The sequence below is a fragment of the Selenomonas sputigena genome (assembly GCF_026015965.1).
Lineage (GTDB): Bacteria > Bacillota > Negativicutes > Selenomonadales > Selenomonadaceae > Selenomonas.
The window spans coordinates 1,767,579-1,781,843 of the sequence record NZ_CP110383.1 but is presented as its reverse complement, the minus strand read 5'-3'; the positions used below and the strand labels follow the sequence as shown (position 1 = coordinate 1,781,843).

12 protein-coding genes and 1 tRNA gene are annotated in these 14,265 nt (G+C 58.5%); 7 read left to right on the top strand and 6 right to left on the bottom strand.

What is annotated here, in order from left to right; all coding sequences use genetic code 11:
* Window positions 1–233: 233 nt before the first annotated feature.
* The 5 genes from OL236_RS08665 to glpA form a co-directional block, all read right to left on the bottom strand.
* On the bottom strand, window positions 234–962 hold the full coding sequence (locus OL236_RS08665) for an MIP/aquaporin family protein (protein WP_265070301.1): 729 nt from the start codon (window positions 960–962) through the stop codon (window positions 234–236).
* 11 nt (window positions 963–973) lie between these two features.
* Window positions 974–2,476 (bottom strand): glycerol kinase GlpK, encoded by a 1,503-nt coding sequence (gene glpK / locus OL236_RS08660; protein WP_265070300.1) that lies wholly within the window; start codon window positions 2,474–2,476, stop codon window positions 974–976.
* A gap of 209 nt (window positions 2,477–2,685) precedes the next feature.
* Window positions 2,686–3,912 (bottom strand): anaerobic glycerol-3-phosphate dehydrogenase subunit C, encoded by a 1,227-nt coding sequence (locus OL236_RS08655; protein WP_265070299.1) that lies wholly within the window; start codon window positions 3,910–3,912, stop codon window positions 2,686–2,688.
* A gap of 15 nt (window positions 3,913–3,927) precedes the next feature.
* Window positions 3,928–5,154, bottom strand: coding sequence for an anaerobic glycerol-3-phosphate dehydrogenase subunit GlpB (glpB, locus tag OL236_RS08650; RefSeq protein WP_265070298.1), 1,227 nt, complete (start codon window positions 5,152–5,154; stop codon window positions 3,928–3,930).
* The gene (gene glpA / locus OL236_RS08645) at window positions 5,151–6,758 is read right to left on the bottom strand and encodes an anaerobic glycerol-3-phosphate dehydrogenase subunit GlpA (RefSeq protein ID WP_265070297.1); all 1,608 of its coding nucleotides are present in this window, start codon (window positions 6,756–6,758) and stop codon (window positions 5,151–5,153) included. Before glpA ends, glpB begins: the two co-directional genes overlap by 4 nt.
* Before the next feature lie 384 nt (window positions 6,759–7,142).
* Here glpA and OL236_RS08640 point away from each other — a divergent pair, with 384 nt between their 5' ends.
* Both OL236_RS08640 and OL236_RS08635 read left to right on the top strand, forming a co-directional pair.
* Window positions 7,143–7,949, top strand: coding sequence for an Rpn family recombination-promoting nuclease/putative transposase (locus tag OL236_RS08640; protein WP_265070296.1), 807 nt, complete (start codon window positions 7,143–7,145; stop codon window positions 7,947–7,949).
* A 65-nt stretch (window positions 7,950–8,014) separates the two neighbouring features.
* Window positions 8,015–8,335 carry a helix-turn-helix domain-containing protein gene (locus OL236_RS08635; RefSeq protein WP_265070295.1) on the top strand — a complete coding sequence of 107 codons (321 nt, stop codon included), beginning with the start codon at window positions 8,015–8,017 and terminating at the stop codon, window positions 8,333–8,335.
* 137 nt (window positions 8,336–8,472) lie between these two features.
* On the opposite strand, the gene OL236_RS08630 is transcribed toward OL236_RS08635, so the two are convergent.
* A tRNA-Gln gene (locus tag OL236_RS08630) sits at window positions 8,473–8,548 on the bottom strand.
* 166 nt (window positions 8,549–8,714) lie between these two features.
* On the opposite strand from OL236_RS08630, the gene OL236_RS08625 reads away from it, so the two are divergent.
* The 5 genes from OL236_RS08625 to OL236_RS08605 all read left to right on the top strand — a co-directional run bounded on the left by OL236_RS08625 (window position 8,715) and on the right by OL236_RS08605 (window position 14,243).
* Window positions 8,715–9,824 (top strand): [Fe-Fe] hydrogenase large subunit C-terminal domain-containing protein, encoded by a 1,110-nt coding sequence (locus OL236_RS08625; RefSeq protein WP_265070294.1) that lies wholly within the window; start codon window positions 8,715–8,717, stop codon window positions 9,822–9,824.
* Window positions 9,825–10,054: 230 nt separating this feature from the next.
* Window positions 10,055–10,729, top strand: coding sequence for a metallophosphoesterase family protein (locus OL236_RS08620; RefSeq protein WP_265070293.1), 675 nt, complete (start codon window positions 10,055–10,057; stop codon window positions 10,727–10,729).
* A gap of 79 nt (window positions 10,730–10,808) precedes the next feature.
* Entirely contained in the window at window positions 10,809–11,342 is a 534-nt protein-coding gene (locus OL236_RS08615) for a hypothetical protein (protein WP_265070292.1), read from the top strand.
* A 771-nt stretch (window positions 11,343–12,113) separates the two neighbouring features.
* Window positions 12,114–12,665: a sigma-70 family RNA polymerase sigma factor gene (locus OL236_RS08610; RefSeq protein ID WP_265070291.1), complete on the top strand. Its 552-nt coding sequence runs from the start codon at window positions 12,114–12,116 to the stop codon at window positions 12,663–12,665.
* A gap of 234 nt (window positions 12,666–12,899) precedes the next feature.
* The gene (locus OL236_RS08605) at window positions 12,900–14,243 is read left to right on the top strand and encodes a flagellin (RefSeq protein ID WP_265070290.1); all 1,344 of its coding nucleotides are present in this window, start codon (window positions 12,900–12,902) and stop codon (window positions 14,241–14,243) included.
* Window positions 14,244–14,265 lie beyond the last annotated feature (22 nt).

Genomic DNA, 14,265 nt, shown 5'->3' with positions numbered 1-14,265 from the left:
CCGCCTACAGTTGTGAGCCGAAGGAGGGGTTTCTTATTTTGCCTTTAACGCAACGATGGAAATCGTTACGAGGAAAACGAACGACAAAAAATCGTACAGTTCCATAAGCAGCGCCCCCTTTCAGGGGCTAAGAATCGACCGCCTACCGTTCTAGCAGCACCAACTATATTATAACATATAGTTGGTCTTAGGTCTGTTCTTTTTTCTGCAAGGGAGAAATTTGGCTATACCTCTTACAGCATGCCGATGCCGTGCGCTACGAAGTAGGCGGCGGCGGCGCCGGCGAGGGGGGCGACGACGGGGATCCAGCCGTAGGCGAAGTCGCTGCCGCCCTTGCCCGCGATGGGCAGGAGGAAGTGGGCGAGGCGAGGACCGAGGTCGCGCGCGGGATTCATCGCGTAGCCCGTGGGGCCGCCGAGGCTGAGGCCGAGGCCGACGATGAGGATGCCGACGATGTACGGGCCGTAGCCGGGCACGAACGGGCCGTTGACCTTGGCGAAGATCGCCCAGATCATGAAGAGCAGGAAGAAGGTTGCGATGAACTCGCAGAGGAAGTTCTTCCAAGCGCAGCGAATCGCGGGCGCCGTGCAGAAGAGGCCGAGCTTCGTCGCCTTGTCCTGAGTCTTTTCAAAATGGGGCAGATAGGCGAGCCAGACGATGGCGGCGCCTGCGATGCCGCCGAGGATCTGGATGACGGAAGTCGCGAGGAACTGCTGGAAGTTGTAGACGCCGGCAAGCATTTTGCCGATGGTGACGGCAGGATTGAGGTCAGCCTGCGGCGCACCGAGCGAGATGGCGGTGAATACGCCGAAGGTCACGGCAAAGCCCCAGCCAAAGACGATGCAGATCCAGCCGCCGCCCTTGCCCTTGGAGCCTTCGAGGGAGCATGTGGCGCAGACGCCGCAGCCGAAGACGATAAGGACGAGCGTGCCGAAAAATTCGCCGAGAAGATTATCGTACATCGTACATCCTCCTATTCTTCATCCTCGAGCCAGTTCGCGGCGTGTTTGACAGCCTTCCTCCAGCCCTTGTAGAGCTTGTCCGCATCTTTCTTGTCAAGGGCGGGCGTAAACCGTGTGTCGAGCTGCCAGCTCTTCTTCAGCTCTTCCTTCGACGCCCAGACTCCCGTGGCAAGACCTGCGAGGTAGGCGGCGCCCAAGGCGGTCGTCTCCGTGATCTGCGGGCGGTCGACGGGAACGCCGAGGAGGTCGGCCTGGAACTGCATGAGGAGGTTGTTGGCTACGGCGCCGCCATCGACCTTGAGCGCGGCGAGGCGGTTGCCCGAGTCGGCTTCCATCGCACCGAGCACGTCGCGCGTCTGATAGGCGAGGGAGTCGAGCGTGGCGCGAACGATGTGCGCCTTCGTAGTGCCGCGCGTGAGGCCGATGATCATGCCGCGCGCATTCATGTCCCAATACGGTGCGCCGAGTCCGACGAAGGCAGGCACCATATAGACGCCGCCGGCATCGGGCACTTTTTTCGCGACCCATTCGGAGTCGGGGGCGGAGTCAACGAGACGCAGACCGTCGCGCAGCCATTGGATGGCAGAACCGCCGACGAAGATCGAGCCTTCGAGCGCATATTCGACCTTGCCGTCAAGTCCCCAGGCAATGGTCGTCACGAGTCCGTTCTTCGACATGCATATATCCGTGCCCGTGTTCATGAGCAGGAAGCAGCCCGTGCCGTAGGTGTTTTTCGCCTCGCCGGGAGAGAAGCAATTCTGGCCGAAGAGCGCCGACTGCTGGTCGCCCGCCATGCCTGCGACGGGAACGGAAGCGCCGATGATGGACGGAATGGTGTGACCGTAGACCTCGCTCGACGGGCGAACCTCGGGCAAGAGGCTCTTCGGCACGGTCAGATGCTTCAGGAGTGCCTCATCCCATTCGAGCGTCTTGATGTTGAACATCAAGGTGCGCGAAGCGTTCGAGTAGTCCGTCTTGTGCTCCTTGCCGCCCGTGAGCTTCCAAAGAAGCCATGTGTCGATCGTGCCGAAGGCAAGCTCGCCCTTTTCCGCGCGTGCGCGTGCGCCTTCCACATGGTCGAGGATCCACTTGACCTTCGTGCCCGAGAAGTAAGCGTCGATGACGAGTCCCGTCTTCTCCTTGAACTCATCGACAAGTCCCTGACGCTTGAGATCTTCGCAGATGTCCGCCGTCTGGCGTGACTGCCAGACGATGGCATTGTAGATTGGCCGTCCCGTCGTCCTGTCCCAGACGACCGCCGTTTCGCGCTGGTTCGTGATGCCGATGGCGGCGATGTCACTCGCGACGAGTCCCGACTGCTCGAGAGCTTCTCGCATGACTTCGTGCATGGAGCTCCAGATCTCTTCCGCGTCGTGCTCGACCCAGCCGGGCTGCGGGAAGTGCTGCGTGAACTCCTTCTGCGCGACGCCGACGATCTTGGAATCCACATCGAAGATGATGGCGCGGTTGCTCGTCGTGCCGGCGTCAAGCGCCATGACGTATTTCTGTCCCATATTGCCACTCCTTTTCGTTCGTTTCTCGACTCTGTTCCCCTTGCCCAGCGCCGTATTGCTACATCGCCGGGCAGACCTCGTTGGATGAAACTGTGTGGTGATGCCTTCTTCGCGTTTCTTGATGACCGCCTCCCTTCCGGGTGAGATTTCTTCCCTGACGACTCGTCATGTCGGGCTGCGGGGGACTTGAGGAAGCGAGGATTGCTTCCTTATTTATATCCATACGCTTGCGCGAGGATTTCGATGGGGTGGCACGTCGCCTTGCCCGAGCCGTGGCGGATCTGCAGGCGGCAGGTGCCGCAGTCGGAGACGACGGTGTCAGCGCCGACCTCGGCGATGCGCTCGAAGACCTTCTCGCCGACCTTCATGGAGATCTCGTACTTGTCGCCCTTGAAACCGAAGCTTCCCGACATGCCGCAGCAGCCAGCGGCGAGGTTCTCGATAGAAAGGCCGGGGATGCGCTGCAGGAAGTTGAAGGACGGCAGCCCGATGCCCTGGGCGCGCAGGTGGCACGGCGCATGATAGGAAAAACGCCGCTCGATGGGGGCGAAGTCCTCGCTGAGTTCGCCGCGCTCCTCCATGATGTCGAGGAACTCGAAGGCGTCGTAAATGCCCGAGGAAATCTCGCGCATCTCGGAGTCTTCGAAAAGCTCGTGGTACTCGCTCTTGAGCATCAAAGAGCAGCTCGTGCAGCACGCGACGACGGGAATGCCCTTCGCCTTCCAAGCGAGGATGCGCTCGGCGTTCTTCTTCGCGTTCTCGTGCGCCTCGTCGAGGTAGCCCGAGGCGACCATGGGAGCGCCGCAGCAGATGAAGGATTTGTCCGTGATGACCTCATAGCCGTTTTTCTGCATGACGTTGATGAAGGCGCGGCCGATCTCCGGCTCGTAGTCGTTGATGTAGCAGCCCGGATAGAAGACGACCTTCTTCTCCGACGGCTTCTGCTCCATCTTGGCGAAGATGCTGTAGAAAGAATCAGGCGCGAAGGCGGGCATATCGCGCTCGCCTGCGATGCCGACGGCGGCGAAGACGCCGAGCGCCTTGCCGATCTTCATGCCGATGTTGGCGCATGTTGCGCCAAAGGGCAGGGAGCGCACGAGCTTTGCCATGCGCTCGCCGTGCGCGAGCATGTCGTCCCTCTGCGAGTGCTTGTGCGTGCGGTAGTATTCGCCGCGCTGCAGCATGTTGAGCGTTGCGACGCGCACGCCTGAGGGACAGGTGATCTCGCAGTTTTTGCAGTTCGAGCAGTACTCGAGGCTGCGCTCAATATCGTCCTCGGCGAACTTCATGCGGCTGTGTGCGGGGCCCGTGAGCTTCGGTCCGGCAAAGGCGCGCGTGGCCTCCGTCACGGGGCAGTTCGCGATGCAGCAGGTGCAGGCGATGCAGTGGTCGGCGGTGTCCGGCGTGTTTTCATGCAGTTCAAAAGTTTTTTTCATCAAATTCCGCTCCTTTCACGCCTGTGCCGCTTTGTAGGCCGACGCCAGCGCCACGCCGTTGCCTGAATGCTCGCGACAGAAGTCGCATCCGGCAAGCTCGCGCCCGATGACGTGGACATTTTCGAAGACGAGTGCGCCTCTTTCATCGACGGGGCGAAGCATCTCGTCCGTGCGGACGCCCGCCTTCATGAAGGGCTGCGCATCAAAGATGTCGGCAGCCGTCCACTTCTCGGGGTCTTTTTCGCACGCGACGGGCAGGTTGAAGATCGGCTCATAGGCTTCCCCGGGATTCTCGGAGATGAGTCCGGCGCTGTAAAAGCCGCCCGTCGCGAGGATGAACTTCTCGGCGCGGTAGTCCTTCTCGTGGACGCCTGTGACGCGGATGGAAAGGCAGCGCTTGCCGTCCGCCGAAAAGCCCGTGACGCGGGCATTCTCGAAGAATTCAACGCCCATGCGGCGCGCCGCTTTCATGAGCACATCACGCAGGCGCATGCCGTTCGCCGAGGGCGGCATGGCGGTCGTCTCAAGGATCTTTCCTTTCATCGCCGCCTGCAGCTTCTTGCAGACCCTTTGTCCACGCACGCCGAGGATCTGCGGGAAGATGAAGACGCGGTTTGCGCCGTCCTCGGCGGCGAGTTGGCGGCTGACCGTCGTTGCACCGTCACCTTCAAGCCAGCGTGCGGCGTCGAGGATCGAGAGATCGCGCTCGGCGACGGCTTCAGGCATGACCTCGAACGTGCGGATGCTCGAAGCTTCCTTGAGCGCATCGGCGAGGTTCGCCGCGATCATCTCGGGGTAGCAGTCCTTGAGCCCCTTGACGCCGACGACGATGACGTCCTTGCCGGTGAAGTCCGGCGCCTGCATGGATGAAGGCACAAGACACGAGGGCTTCAAGGTGCCGACGGGCGTCACGGCAGACTGCTGTTCATGCAGGGAGCCGCAGTAGGGGAAGCCCTCCTCTTCCATGAGCTTGAGGAAGAAGTCGACGGCTTCTTCGATGGAAGCTTTGCCGATTCTATGGTAAGGATGCTCGGCGGGCAGCTGCTCGATTGCCACCAGGGGATCCTTCACCCATGTGTGCGCTTCGTCGTAGCCGAGGAGGTCGATGAGTCCGCTGTTCAAGGGGAAAGAACCCGAGCCGTAGAGGAATACGCTCGCTTTTTTGCCGTTCTTGGCGCAAACGATGGCAGCCATGAGACCGGCAAAGCCACCGCCGATGATTGCTACGTCCCGTTGTTTCATGCTTTCTGGCCTCCATTGACATTAAAGGAAAGCTCGTAGAGAGCTCGCGTCATCTCCGTCTCGCGGATGTTGCGCCCCATGAGGACGGGACGCACGCCCTTCCAGCGGCCCTGCAAAAAGCCCTTGAGCTGTCCGAGCGAATCCTTCGCGCCCTCTGTGCTGCCGACGCGTCCGAAGATGCCGGCGGCGCGCAGGCTGCAGAAATTGCCCTGGCACGTGCCCATGCCGAGGCGCGTGCGGCGCCGGATGTCGTTGATGATGTGGCTGTCCGCGCTCTTGGCGATCTCCTCGATCTCTGCGAGCGTGATGTTCTCGCATTCGCAGATGAGCGCGCGCGACTCCGGCTCCTCTTCGAGGCGCTTGGCGACGCGCTCGAAGGCGTCGGGGCCGAGGCGCGTCGCCGCGAGGTTCGTGCCGAAGGACGGGAAGTACTTCGCCGCCTTCTTCTTCGCCTCCTCGCTGACCTCGGGCACGAGCGGCTCGTCGGCCGTGCGGCACGGCGTCTTGACGTTGAGCTTCTCGGCGATTTGGTCGCTGATGCGCTCCGCCATCAGGCGGTACGTCGTGAACTTGCCGCCGACGATCGTCATCATGCCCTTGAGCCCGTCGTTTTCGTGGTCGAGAATCACGAAGCCGCGCGACGCGCCGCGCCCCGATGCGCCCGGCTGCTTGTAGAGCGGGCGCGAGCCAGCGAAAGCGCGCAGAATGCGGTAGTGGCGCAGATCCTCGAAGGTCTGTTCACCGATCTTCATCAATGCCTCGATCTCCTCGTAGGACGAGCTCGTGTCCTCGGGATCGTCGATGCTCATCGACGTCGTGCCGAGGATCGTGATCGAGCCGTGCGGCACGAAGATGTCGCCGTCCGACGGCTTGTGCAGGCGATTGACGACGTGGTTCGCGAGGCGCTGGTTGAAAGCGATGAGCGTGCCCTTGTCGGGCTGCACGGGGACGTTGAGTCCCGCAAGCTCGGCGACCTTCTCGCACCAGCCGCCCGCCGCATTGACGAGGATGTCGCAGGCGATCGAGTATTCCTCGCCCGAGAAGCGATTGCGCACGCGCACGCCTTCGAGTTCGCCGTTCTTCTGCAAGATGCCGACGACTTCGGCGTACGTCTTGTAGCGCCCGCCGTAGCGTACGGCGGAAGCGACGTTCTGGCACGACATGCGGAAACCGTCGATTGCCGCGTCGGGCACGGCGTAGGCCGAGACGATATGACGCGACAGGCGCGGCTCCATGCGGAACGCTTCGTCGAGCGTCAAGGGGCGCGCCTCGATGCCGCTCGCCCGACAGCCCTCGACCCAGCTCGCCTCGAAGTCCGCATCGTCCGAGTCGAGACGCACGAACATGCCGCCGATCGGCTCGACGCACGACGTGCCGATCTTTCGGAGGATCGTGTTCTCCTCGATGCACTCCTTTGCAGCCTCCTGATCCTTGACGGCGTAGCGTCCGCCGCTGTGCAGAAGACCGTGGTAGCGCGAACTCGCGCCGTTGACGAGATCTTCCTTTTCGAGGAGCAGCACGTCGATGCCGCGCATGGCGAGATCGCGCAGGATGCCGACGCCCGTGGCTCCTCCTCCGATGACGACGACCGTTGCCTTCTCCATATCGTTCTCCTTTCTTCAAAAGCACGGATAAGATGAAGCCTCTCCATGCCTGCCAATCTGCCCGAGCGCTGCCGCACATCGCGGTGCTTTGAATTTTGCGCCGTGCAGGAAATATTCTTGGACATGAAACGAAATTTTGCCACAACTTGACAGGTAATACGATTTTTCGTTTCCGAGAGACGCAAAAGCCTCTTTTTCTTGACAAGTTCATGGTATCATAAATTTTCAGATTTATCAATATAAAATCGAGGGATTTCCAATGAAAAAAGAAAATTATTGCGGCGACATTTTGAAGGAGAACATTTTGGCACATGCCATGCGAGGCGGAAGGTTGCTCGTTTTGCTCCTGTCGTAGTATAATGGGGGCGAGAGGAGGCAGACGGCATGGCGATTCAGATGGACGGACAGAAGGAGCGATATAAAAGCTGCATCGAGCGCTTGTGCCTGATGGATGATACGTTCTTCAACGTATGTATGGACGGCTATCTCGCGGGGATGGCGTGCATCCTGCGCATCATCCTGGCACTGCCGGAATTGATTGTCGAGAGCGTCACGGTGCAGAAGACGACGGACAGCCTCCATGGTCGCGGTGTGAGGTTCGACGCCTTCGCGCGAGCGGGCGAGAGGCTCATGAACATCGAGGTGCAGCGGGACGATCGAGGGGCTGTGCCTGAGAGAGCGCGATTCAACAGCAGCATGATGGATGCGAGGGAACTGCAGAAAGGCGAGGAAGTGACGGAACTGCCCGAGACGTATGTGGTGTTCATTACGGAAAAAGACGTTTTAGGCAAGGGGCTTTCGCGCTATCATATTGAGCGAACAATCAAAGAAACGGGCGAAGACTTTGGTGATCGATCACATATCATCTACGTCAACGGGACAATACAGGATGAGACGCCGTTGGGCAGGCTGATGCACGACTTCTTTTGTCAAGATGCGGAGAAGATGTATTATGAAGAACTGAGAAATCGGGCGAGTTTTTTCAAGAACGAAGAAGGAGGTCGAGTCGAGATGTGCAAGATCATGGACGAGATTCGTCAGGAAGGTATTAACTGGGGCATGGAGCGTGATCGTTTGGAGAGTTTGCGGACAATCATGCAGACGATGCAGTTGTCAGAAGATGAAGCGATGAACGCACTTTTGATTCCGCCCGAAAAGAGGGCGAAGTACAAGGAGCTTTTGGCGCAGTGAGCGATGAACTCGTATTGTGAAATATACGAAATGAAATACATGCACGGCAAAAAGGAGGCGAAAGCGTGACGCGTGAGGACTATGTCAAGTCGCTGATCAAATCGAACGGCTGCAATCTCAAGGAATTCGCGGCGAAGATCCACATGCCGTACACGACGCTTCTTTCCATATTGAATGGCTCCATCGGCGGCGCGGCGATGGACAACGTGCTGAAGATCTGCCGTGCGCTCGATCTGACCGTCGAAGAGCTCAACAATATCGTCGCGAAGCCCGCACCTGCGCGTGGGCAGGAAGCGGACGGCATCGACCCGCATTTATTGGAGTTGATCCGCAAGCTGCCGATGGAAAAGCAGCTTGCGCTGAAGCTGCTCTTGGCAGATATGTGAAGGTGCAGCAGGAAGGAAAATCCTTCGTGAAGAATCTGCGCTCTTGAAAGCTGCTGTGCTCCCTAAAAGAGCGGGCAGCTTCTTTTTGCGTCGTTTTCGGGTACAAAAAAAACGCCGCAGATGCGGCGTGATTTGCATGGCTGGGGTAGCTGGACTCGAACCAACGCATGCGGGATTCAGAATCCCGTGCCTTACCAACTTGGCGATACCCCATTGACGAGCGTTGCTGTCAACGTTGACTATTATAGGAGAAAATACGTATACTGTCAATCCCTTTTTTATAAAAATTTATGATTCAAAGATTCTTTGGCTGACAGGAATATAAAAACAAGCTATAATATAACTGGAGGGAATGGCACAGAAAAGGGGAGGATTCTTCATGCAGACAATCGAGGATTTCTACCGTGAAGCGCTGAAAAAGGCCACAGGGCGAGAGGAGTTCGAGTACGATCCCGAGCAGCTCAACTGTCTTTTCCATCCGACAGTGCATGAGCCGGTCTGGGGCGAGGAAAAGCTTTCGGACGAAGGGCAGAAGAAAGCGCTCACGAAGGATGCGCATGCCGTCTTGGAAGATGTCCTCGCGGGCAAGCGGGCGGGGCGCAAGGCGTACATCCTGCTCGCGCCGGCGTTCCTCGGACAGTATCACGATGTCAAGACGGGGCAGATCCGCAATGCCTTCCGCAAGATGGGGTTCGACGGTCTCGTCGAAGTCGCGCTCTTCGCCGACATCCTGACGCTCAAGGAAGCCTTGGAGTTCGACCGCAACATCCAATCGGAATCGGATTACATGCTCACGAGCTGCTGCTGTCCCATGTGGGTGGCGATGATCAAGAAGAGCTTTCGGCATCTCATGCCGCATGTGCCGCCGTCCGTCTCGCCCATGATCGCTGCAGGACGCACGGTGAAGAAGCTCTATCCCGACGCCTTGACCGTGTTCTTAGGGCCGTGCATGGCAAAGAAGACGGAGGCAAAGGATCCTGACCTCGTCGGCGCCATCGACCATGTACTGACGTTCCAGGAGTGCAAGGACATCTTTGACCGCCTCGGCATTCATCCGCAGGATCAGTCGGACAAGAAGCGCGTCTACTCGTCGGAAGCGGGACGCATCTACGCCTACGCAGGCGGCGTATCCCAGGCGGTGCAGATGACGCTCGACCGGCTGAATCCCGAGCGCGCGATCAAGGTGCGCTCGCGCCATGCGAACGGCGTCGCCGAGTGCAAGCAGATGCTCAACGACCTCATGGAAGGAGAGGTCAAGGCGAACTTCTTCGAGGGCATGGGCTGCGCGGGCGGCTGCGTCGGCGGTCCGAAGAAGCTCATTCCGCAGGAAGAGGCGAAGGAGCATGTCAAGGCGTACGGCAAGCGCTCGCCGTACCGCACGCCGCTCGACAATCCCTATGTCTTGGAGCTTCTGACGCGCCTCGGCTTCTACACGCTCGAAGGGTTGTTGTACGACGAGACCTTCTTTTCAAGGAAGCGCTTTGCCTGACGAAGAAAGCAGTTTGAAACTGAAAATGAGACGGTGCATATGTCGCATTTGGCATATGCATCGTCTTTTTGTCCCGTGACATCCTGCAAATCCCTGCCGCAACTGTCGCATGACGGGCGACCACGATGAGGCATTTTCCGGCTATACTGATGATGTAGACCGATGGCATCGCCAGTATGACAGGCGAGCCTGTTTTCATCGCAGTGTGGCAGTAAAAGGAGAGGGAAGCCATGACGTATCGCAGGATTTTGGCAGTTGGGGACATTCACGGTCATTTTGAGAAGTTTCGTTCCGCTTACGAGAAGGCGAAGGTCGACGCAGCAGACGACCTCCTCGTGTTCCTTGGTGACTACATCGACCGCGGTCCTTCGGTGCGCCGCACGCTGGAATTCGTCATGAAGCTCGCCGAGGAAAAGAATGTCGTCCTTTTGCGCGGCAACCATGAGCAGATGATGCTCGACTATTTCTTCGGCGGCGCGACGGGCGAAAGTTGGCTGATGAACGGCGGCAGGGAGACGATGGCGGAACTTCTGGCATGGGAGAAGGAGTCGCCGGGGACGATTGCGCGCGTACTCGCCTTCCTGCGGGAACTGCCGCTTTCGCATACGGTTGAGCAGGAAGGGGAACGCTATTTCTTCGCGCATGCGGGTGTGCGCCCGGGCGTCGCTTTCGAAGAACAGCGATCGAACGATCTCCTGTGGATTCGCGAGGAGTTCTATGAGCATTACGCGGGTGACGACATTATCGTCGCCGGACATACGCCGACCTTGTTCCTTGACGGGAGAGGAAAGCCGCTCTTCCTCAACAAGCGCATCATTCTTGCTGATACGGGATCTTACTTCCCCGAAGGGCATGTTTCCATCGTTGATGTTCTCTCGCGGCGCTTTTGGCAGAACGCCGCATGAGAACACTTGCCAAACATATGTTCTGTATGTTATACTGATTTAGCGAACATACGTTTGGATAAGATGGGAGGAAGAAGGAATGAAGCATTGGGATTTGCCTGAGGATTGGGAGATCGAGGCGGCGCTGCCCGAATATGTCGATGGGGAGGGCGATGCCACGCGCCTTTTCTTGGCGGACGGTACGGATCGTCTCGTGCGGGCGCGTCTGCGCACTGTGCTGGAGCGTTTGGCAAGGCGTCATTGCCGTTCTCTGCCGCTGCTACGTGCGTGGGCGAAGGAGCGCACGGCGCTTGCGCAGACGGCGCCCTTGGCGATTGCATCGGAACTCGTGCTCGTGCCCTTTCGCGCACGGCGCCCGCGCATTCGAGGCGATGCGGCGATGGGCGTCGTGAATGCCATGCACGCGCAGCTCGTTCGCGCTGAAGAGTCGGCTGAGATCGAGCTTTCCTGTGGCAGGCGCATCCGTGCGCTTTGGGGCGCGGCAACCCTCGCCGCCCATCTTCGCGCGGCGGAAATCCTGCGGCAAGACCTCGATGCAAAGACCGAAGCTGCCGTACTGCGCCGCCTCTTCTGGCAGAAGGCATGGAATCGTGCCGCGTTAGGAAGGAAATAGAAGAAAATGAAAGAACGTGCGTAGAGCGCCGCAGCGAAATGGGCTGCGGCGCTCTTTGCTGTATGGAATTGTTGGCTTGCGACTCATATGGCGTTGATGCATCAGAGTATGTTATACTTTATTCGTTGCCTCCTCCATACCGGCACGGGAAGGAGGTGCATGTGATATGGAGAGCATCCCTCTATCGTTCCTTCTCTCCGTCGCGGCAGGAGTAGTCTGCCACTACCTCTGCAAATGGCTTGACGAGAGAGTGAAAGGCAACAGGCCTGGGCAGTAGTTCCCTGCCCGCAACAAGGGAACAAGAAAATCCCCCCAAGCTACCACCTTGGGGGGATTTTTGCATGTGGATACGGTATCCCTCTATCGTTCCTGCCGCATATAGTATAGCATACGCGCTGAGTTCTGTGCAAGCTGTACTTTGCTGGGTTTTGCTGTTCTGCGGGGAGGGCTTTGGATTGGGCTGAAACGCTTGTGGAGGTCTCTTCCTCCCAAACTTCCCGTCGAGTCAGCCCTCACTCGGCTTTTGCGCCTGCCGCATCCTCTTCGCTACAATAGCGGCAAGCGCTAATGGGAAACGCTGATAAAATGAAGTCGCCCAGATTTGCGCAGATGCGCTGGTTCTATCGAGGAGACAGACCGGAGGCGTAGCGGTGCTACGTCGAGGATTTGTCGACGACGAGAGGACAGCGCAGATGCGTGAAGATGGGTGGCTGAATTTATCAGTGGTTCCCTAATATAGAGGAACCGGTTCCTCGCCCAAGGGTGAGGAAAATGACAATCAACGAAATGGTTTTAGAGTCGCAGAGGGGAAATGGCGAAGTTCTGGCAGAGCTTTGCGAGAAGTTTCAAGGGATGTTCTTTCGCGCGGCGCGGCAGCGCCATCTGCGCACCGTATTTGAGGACGCTTTGCAGGCGGCACACGAGAGCTTTCTGCGCGCCGTGCGCGACTTTGACGCAGCGCTCGGCGTGCCGTTCGAGGGCTTTGCCAAGCGCCGCGTCTACGGCGATCTGCATACGCTCTTCCGCCGCGAACGTGCTTATTGGCAGCGAGAGGTGCATCCGGGAGATGACGAGGAGGGCAAGAGCTTCTGGGAATCCGTCGAGGATGAGACCGCGAGCGACGCACCTATGCATTTTGCGCTCAAGGACGCGCTCTTCGCTGCGATGAAGACGCTGTCGGAGCGCGAGAAGGAACTTCTGTCGCTCGTCTATCTTGCGGATTGGAGTCTCAAGGAAGCCGCAGCGAAGCTCGGCCTCAGCGCCGCTTATGCCGCCGTCGTCAAGCGGCGTGCGCTGCAGAAGATGAAGAAGCTGCTCGTGTGATCGGAGAATATGGAAAAACGGCGAAAGGTCAGCGCCTTCGGCTTGACCTCTTGGGGCTTCATGGCAAAAAAAAATCATCGCCTTGCTTAAGGAAAATGGAGGAAGCTACGATATAATTGCTGTAAAGCGATAGGGAGGTCGGCGGAGACCTCTGGGCATATCAGGGAAGACAGTCGCAGCGTAAGGAAGCGCGTTTCTTTGGCTGTGGCGTCAATGATCAGGGAGGTTTTTGCTGTGCCACTAGTAGTAAAGAACAATATGCAGGCAGCGAATACGCTGAACACGCTGAACAAGAACGAGAAGGATCGCGCGAAGAGCCTTGCACAGGTTTCCTCGGGCATGAAGATCACGAGCGCAGGCGACGATCCTTCGGGCATGTCGATCTCCGAGCGCATGCGCGTGCAGATTCGTGCGCTCGATCAGGACAATCAGAACACGCAGAACGGCAACAGCATGATGAAGGTCGCCGAGGGCGCTGTCGCCTCGACCGTCGAGATCTTGCGCACGCTCAAGGAGAAGTGCATCAACGCGGCGAACGACACGAACACCGATGACGACCGCGCGACGATCCAGAAGGAAATGGACGCGATGGTCGATCAGATCAATGATAATGCGAACATCCAGTACAACGGCAAGATTCTGATGAGCGGCACGTACAATAACCAGGTGGCAGTGCCTCATGGTACGCAGTCCACATGGGCAAACCAGGCCTTTGCGGAAGGGACGAATGCCACGGGAAAGGCTCTTTCGGAATATGCCGATCGGAACGGTAAGAGCCTCGGTATCTTGCCTTCGGATTGGATGACGGTTTCTTACGTCAAGGACGGCAAAACGTATGAAAAGACCTTCCGAGTTGGCAATCTTACGTTGGCTGATTGTTTCACGACGGCTGCGGGACAGTTCGTGCCGAATCCGGGCGGACAGGATCTTGAGGCCTATACGGGAGGAACAGATCTTTCTTATGTCGGTGTCGACCAGTATAATCATGAGGTGCGGACGGCGGACGGCAAGGATGCTGTTTGCATCCGTGCAGCCAATGGTGGTACTGCAGGACAGATCGGCGGCGTGACGTTCTGCCTGACCGATTCGCAGGGCAATATCAAGAAGGCGCAGAACAATATGCTCGACAAATTCCAGATGACGGTGCGCGCTCAAGATCCGACGCCCGACAACGCCATGGTCTTCCAGATCGGCACGCGCTCGAACCAGGCCGTCAAGGTCGGCTTCACCGATATGCACGCGAAGGCGCTCGGCATGATGGGCTCGGACTCGAAGGCGATCCAGGTCACGACGCGTGCACGCGCCAATGCGGCGGTCAACGTCATCGAGAACGCCATCGGCATGTGCCTCGACCAGCAGACGGTGCTCGGCGCGGCGCAGGCACGCCTGCAGTTCACGTCGTCGAACATCGTCACGGCGAGCGAGAATACGCAGAATGCCGAGTCGACGATTCGTGACGCCGATATGGCGAAGGCGATGACGGACTACACGAAGAGCAACATCCTCACGCAGACGGCGCAGGCCATGCTCGCACAGGCGAACCAGTCGTCGAGCGGTGTCTTGAGTCTGTTGCAGTAGTAGGAATATATAGGTGGCTTTT

Excerpts from the sequence above, each read along its gene's own strand:
- OL236_RS08640 (WP_265070296.1), top strand. The coding sequence starts at position 7,143 with ATGGCGATTCAGATGGACGGACAGAAGGAGCGATATAAAAGCTGCATC.
- OL236_RS08615 (WP_265070292.1), top strand. The coding sequence starts at position 10,809 with ATGAAGCATTGGGATTTGCCTGAGGATTGGGAGATCGAGGCGGCGCTG.
- OL236_RS08610 (WP_265070291.1), top strand. The coding sequence starts at position 12,114 with ATGACAATCAACGAAATGGTTTTAGAGTCGCAGAGGGGAAATGGCGAA.
- glpB (WP_265070298.1), bottom strand. The coding sequence starts at position 5,154 with ATGAAACAACGGGACGTAGCAATCATCGGCGGTGGCTTTGCCGGTCTC.
- OL236_RS08625 (WP_265070294.1), top strand. The coding sequence starts at position 8,715 with ATGCAGACAATCGAGGATTTCTACCGTGAAGCGCTGAAAAAGGCCACA.
- OL236_RS08620 (WP_265070293.1), top strand. The coding sequence starts at position 10,055 with ATGACGTATCGCAGGATTTTGGCAGTTGGGGACATTCACGGTCATTTT.
- OL236_RS08655 (WP_265070299.1), bottom strand. The coding sequence starts at position 3,912 with ATGAAAAAAACTTTTGAACTGCATGAAAACACGCCGGACACCGCCGAC.
- glpK (WP_265070300.1), bottom strand. The coding sequence starts at position 2,476 with ATGGGACAGAAATACGTCATGGCGCTTGACGCCGGCACGACGAGCAAC.
- OL236_RS08665 (WP_265070301.1), bottom strand. The coding sequence starts at position 962 with ATGTACGATAATCTTCTCGGCGAATTTTTCGGCACGCTCGTCCTTATC.
- glpA (WP_265070297.1), bottom strand. The coding sequence starts at position 6,758 with ATGGAGAAGGCAACGGTCGTCGTCATCGGAGGAGGAGCCACGGGCGTC.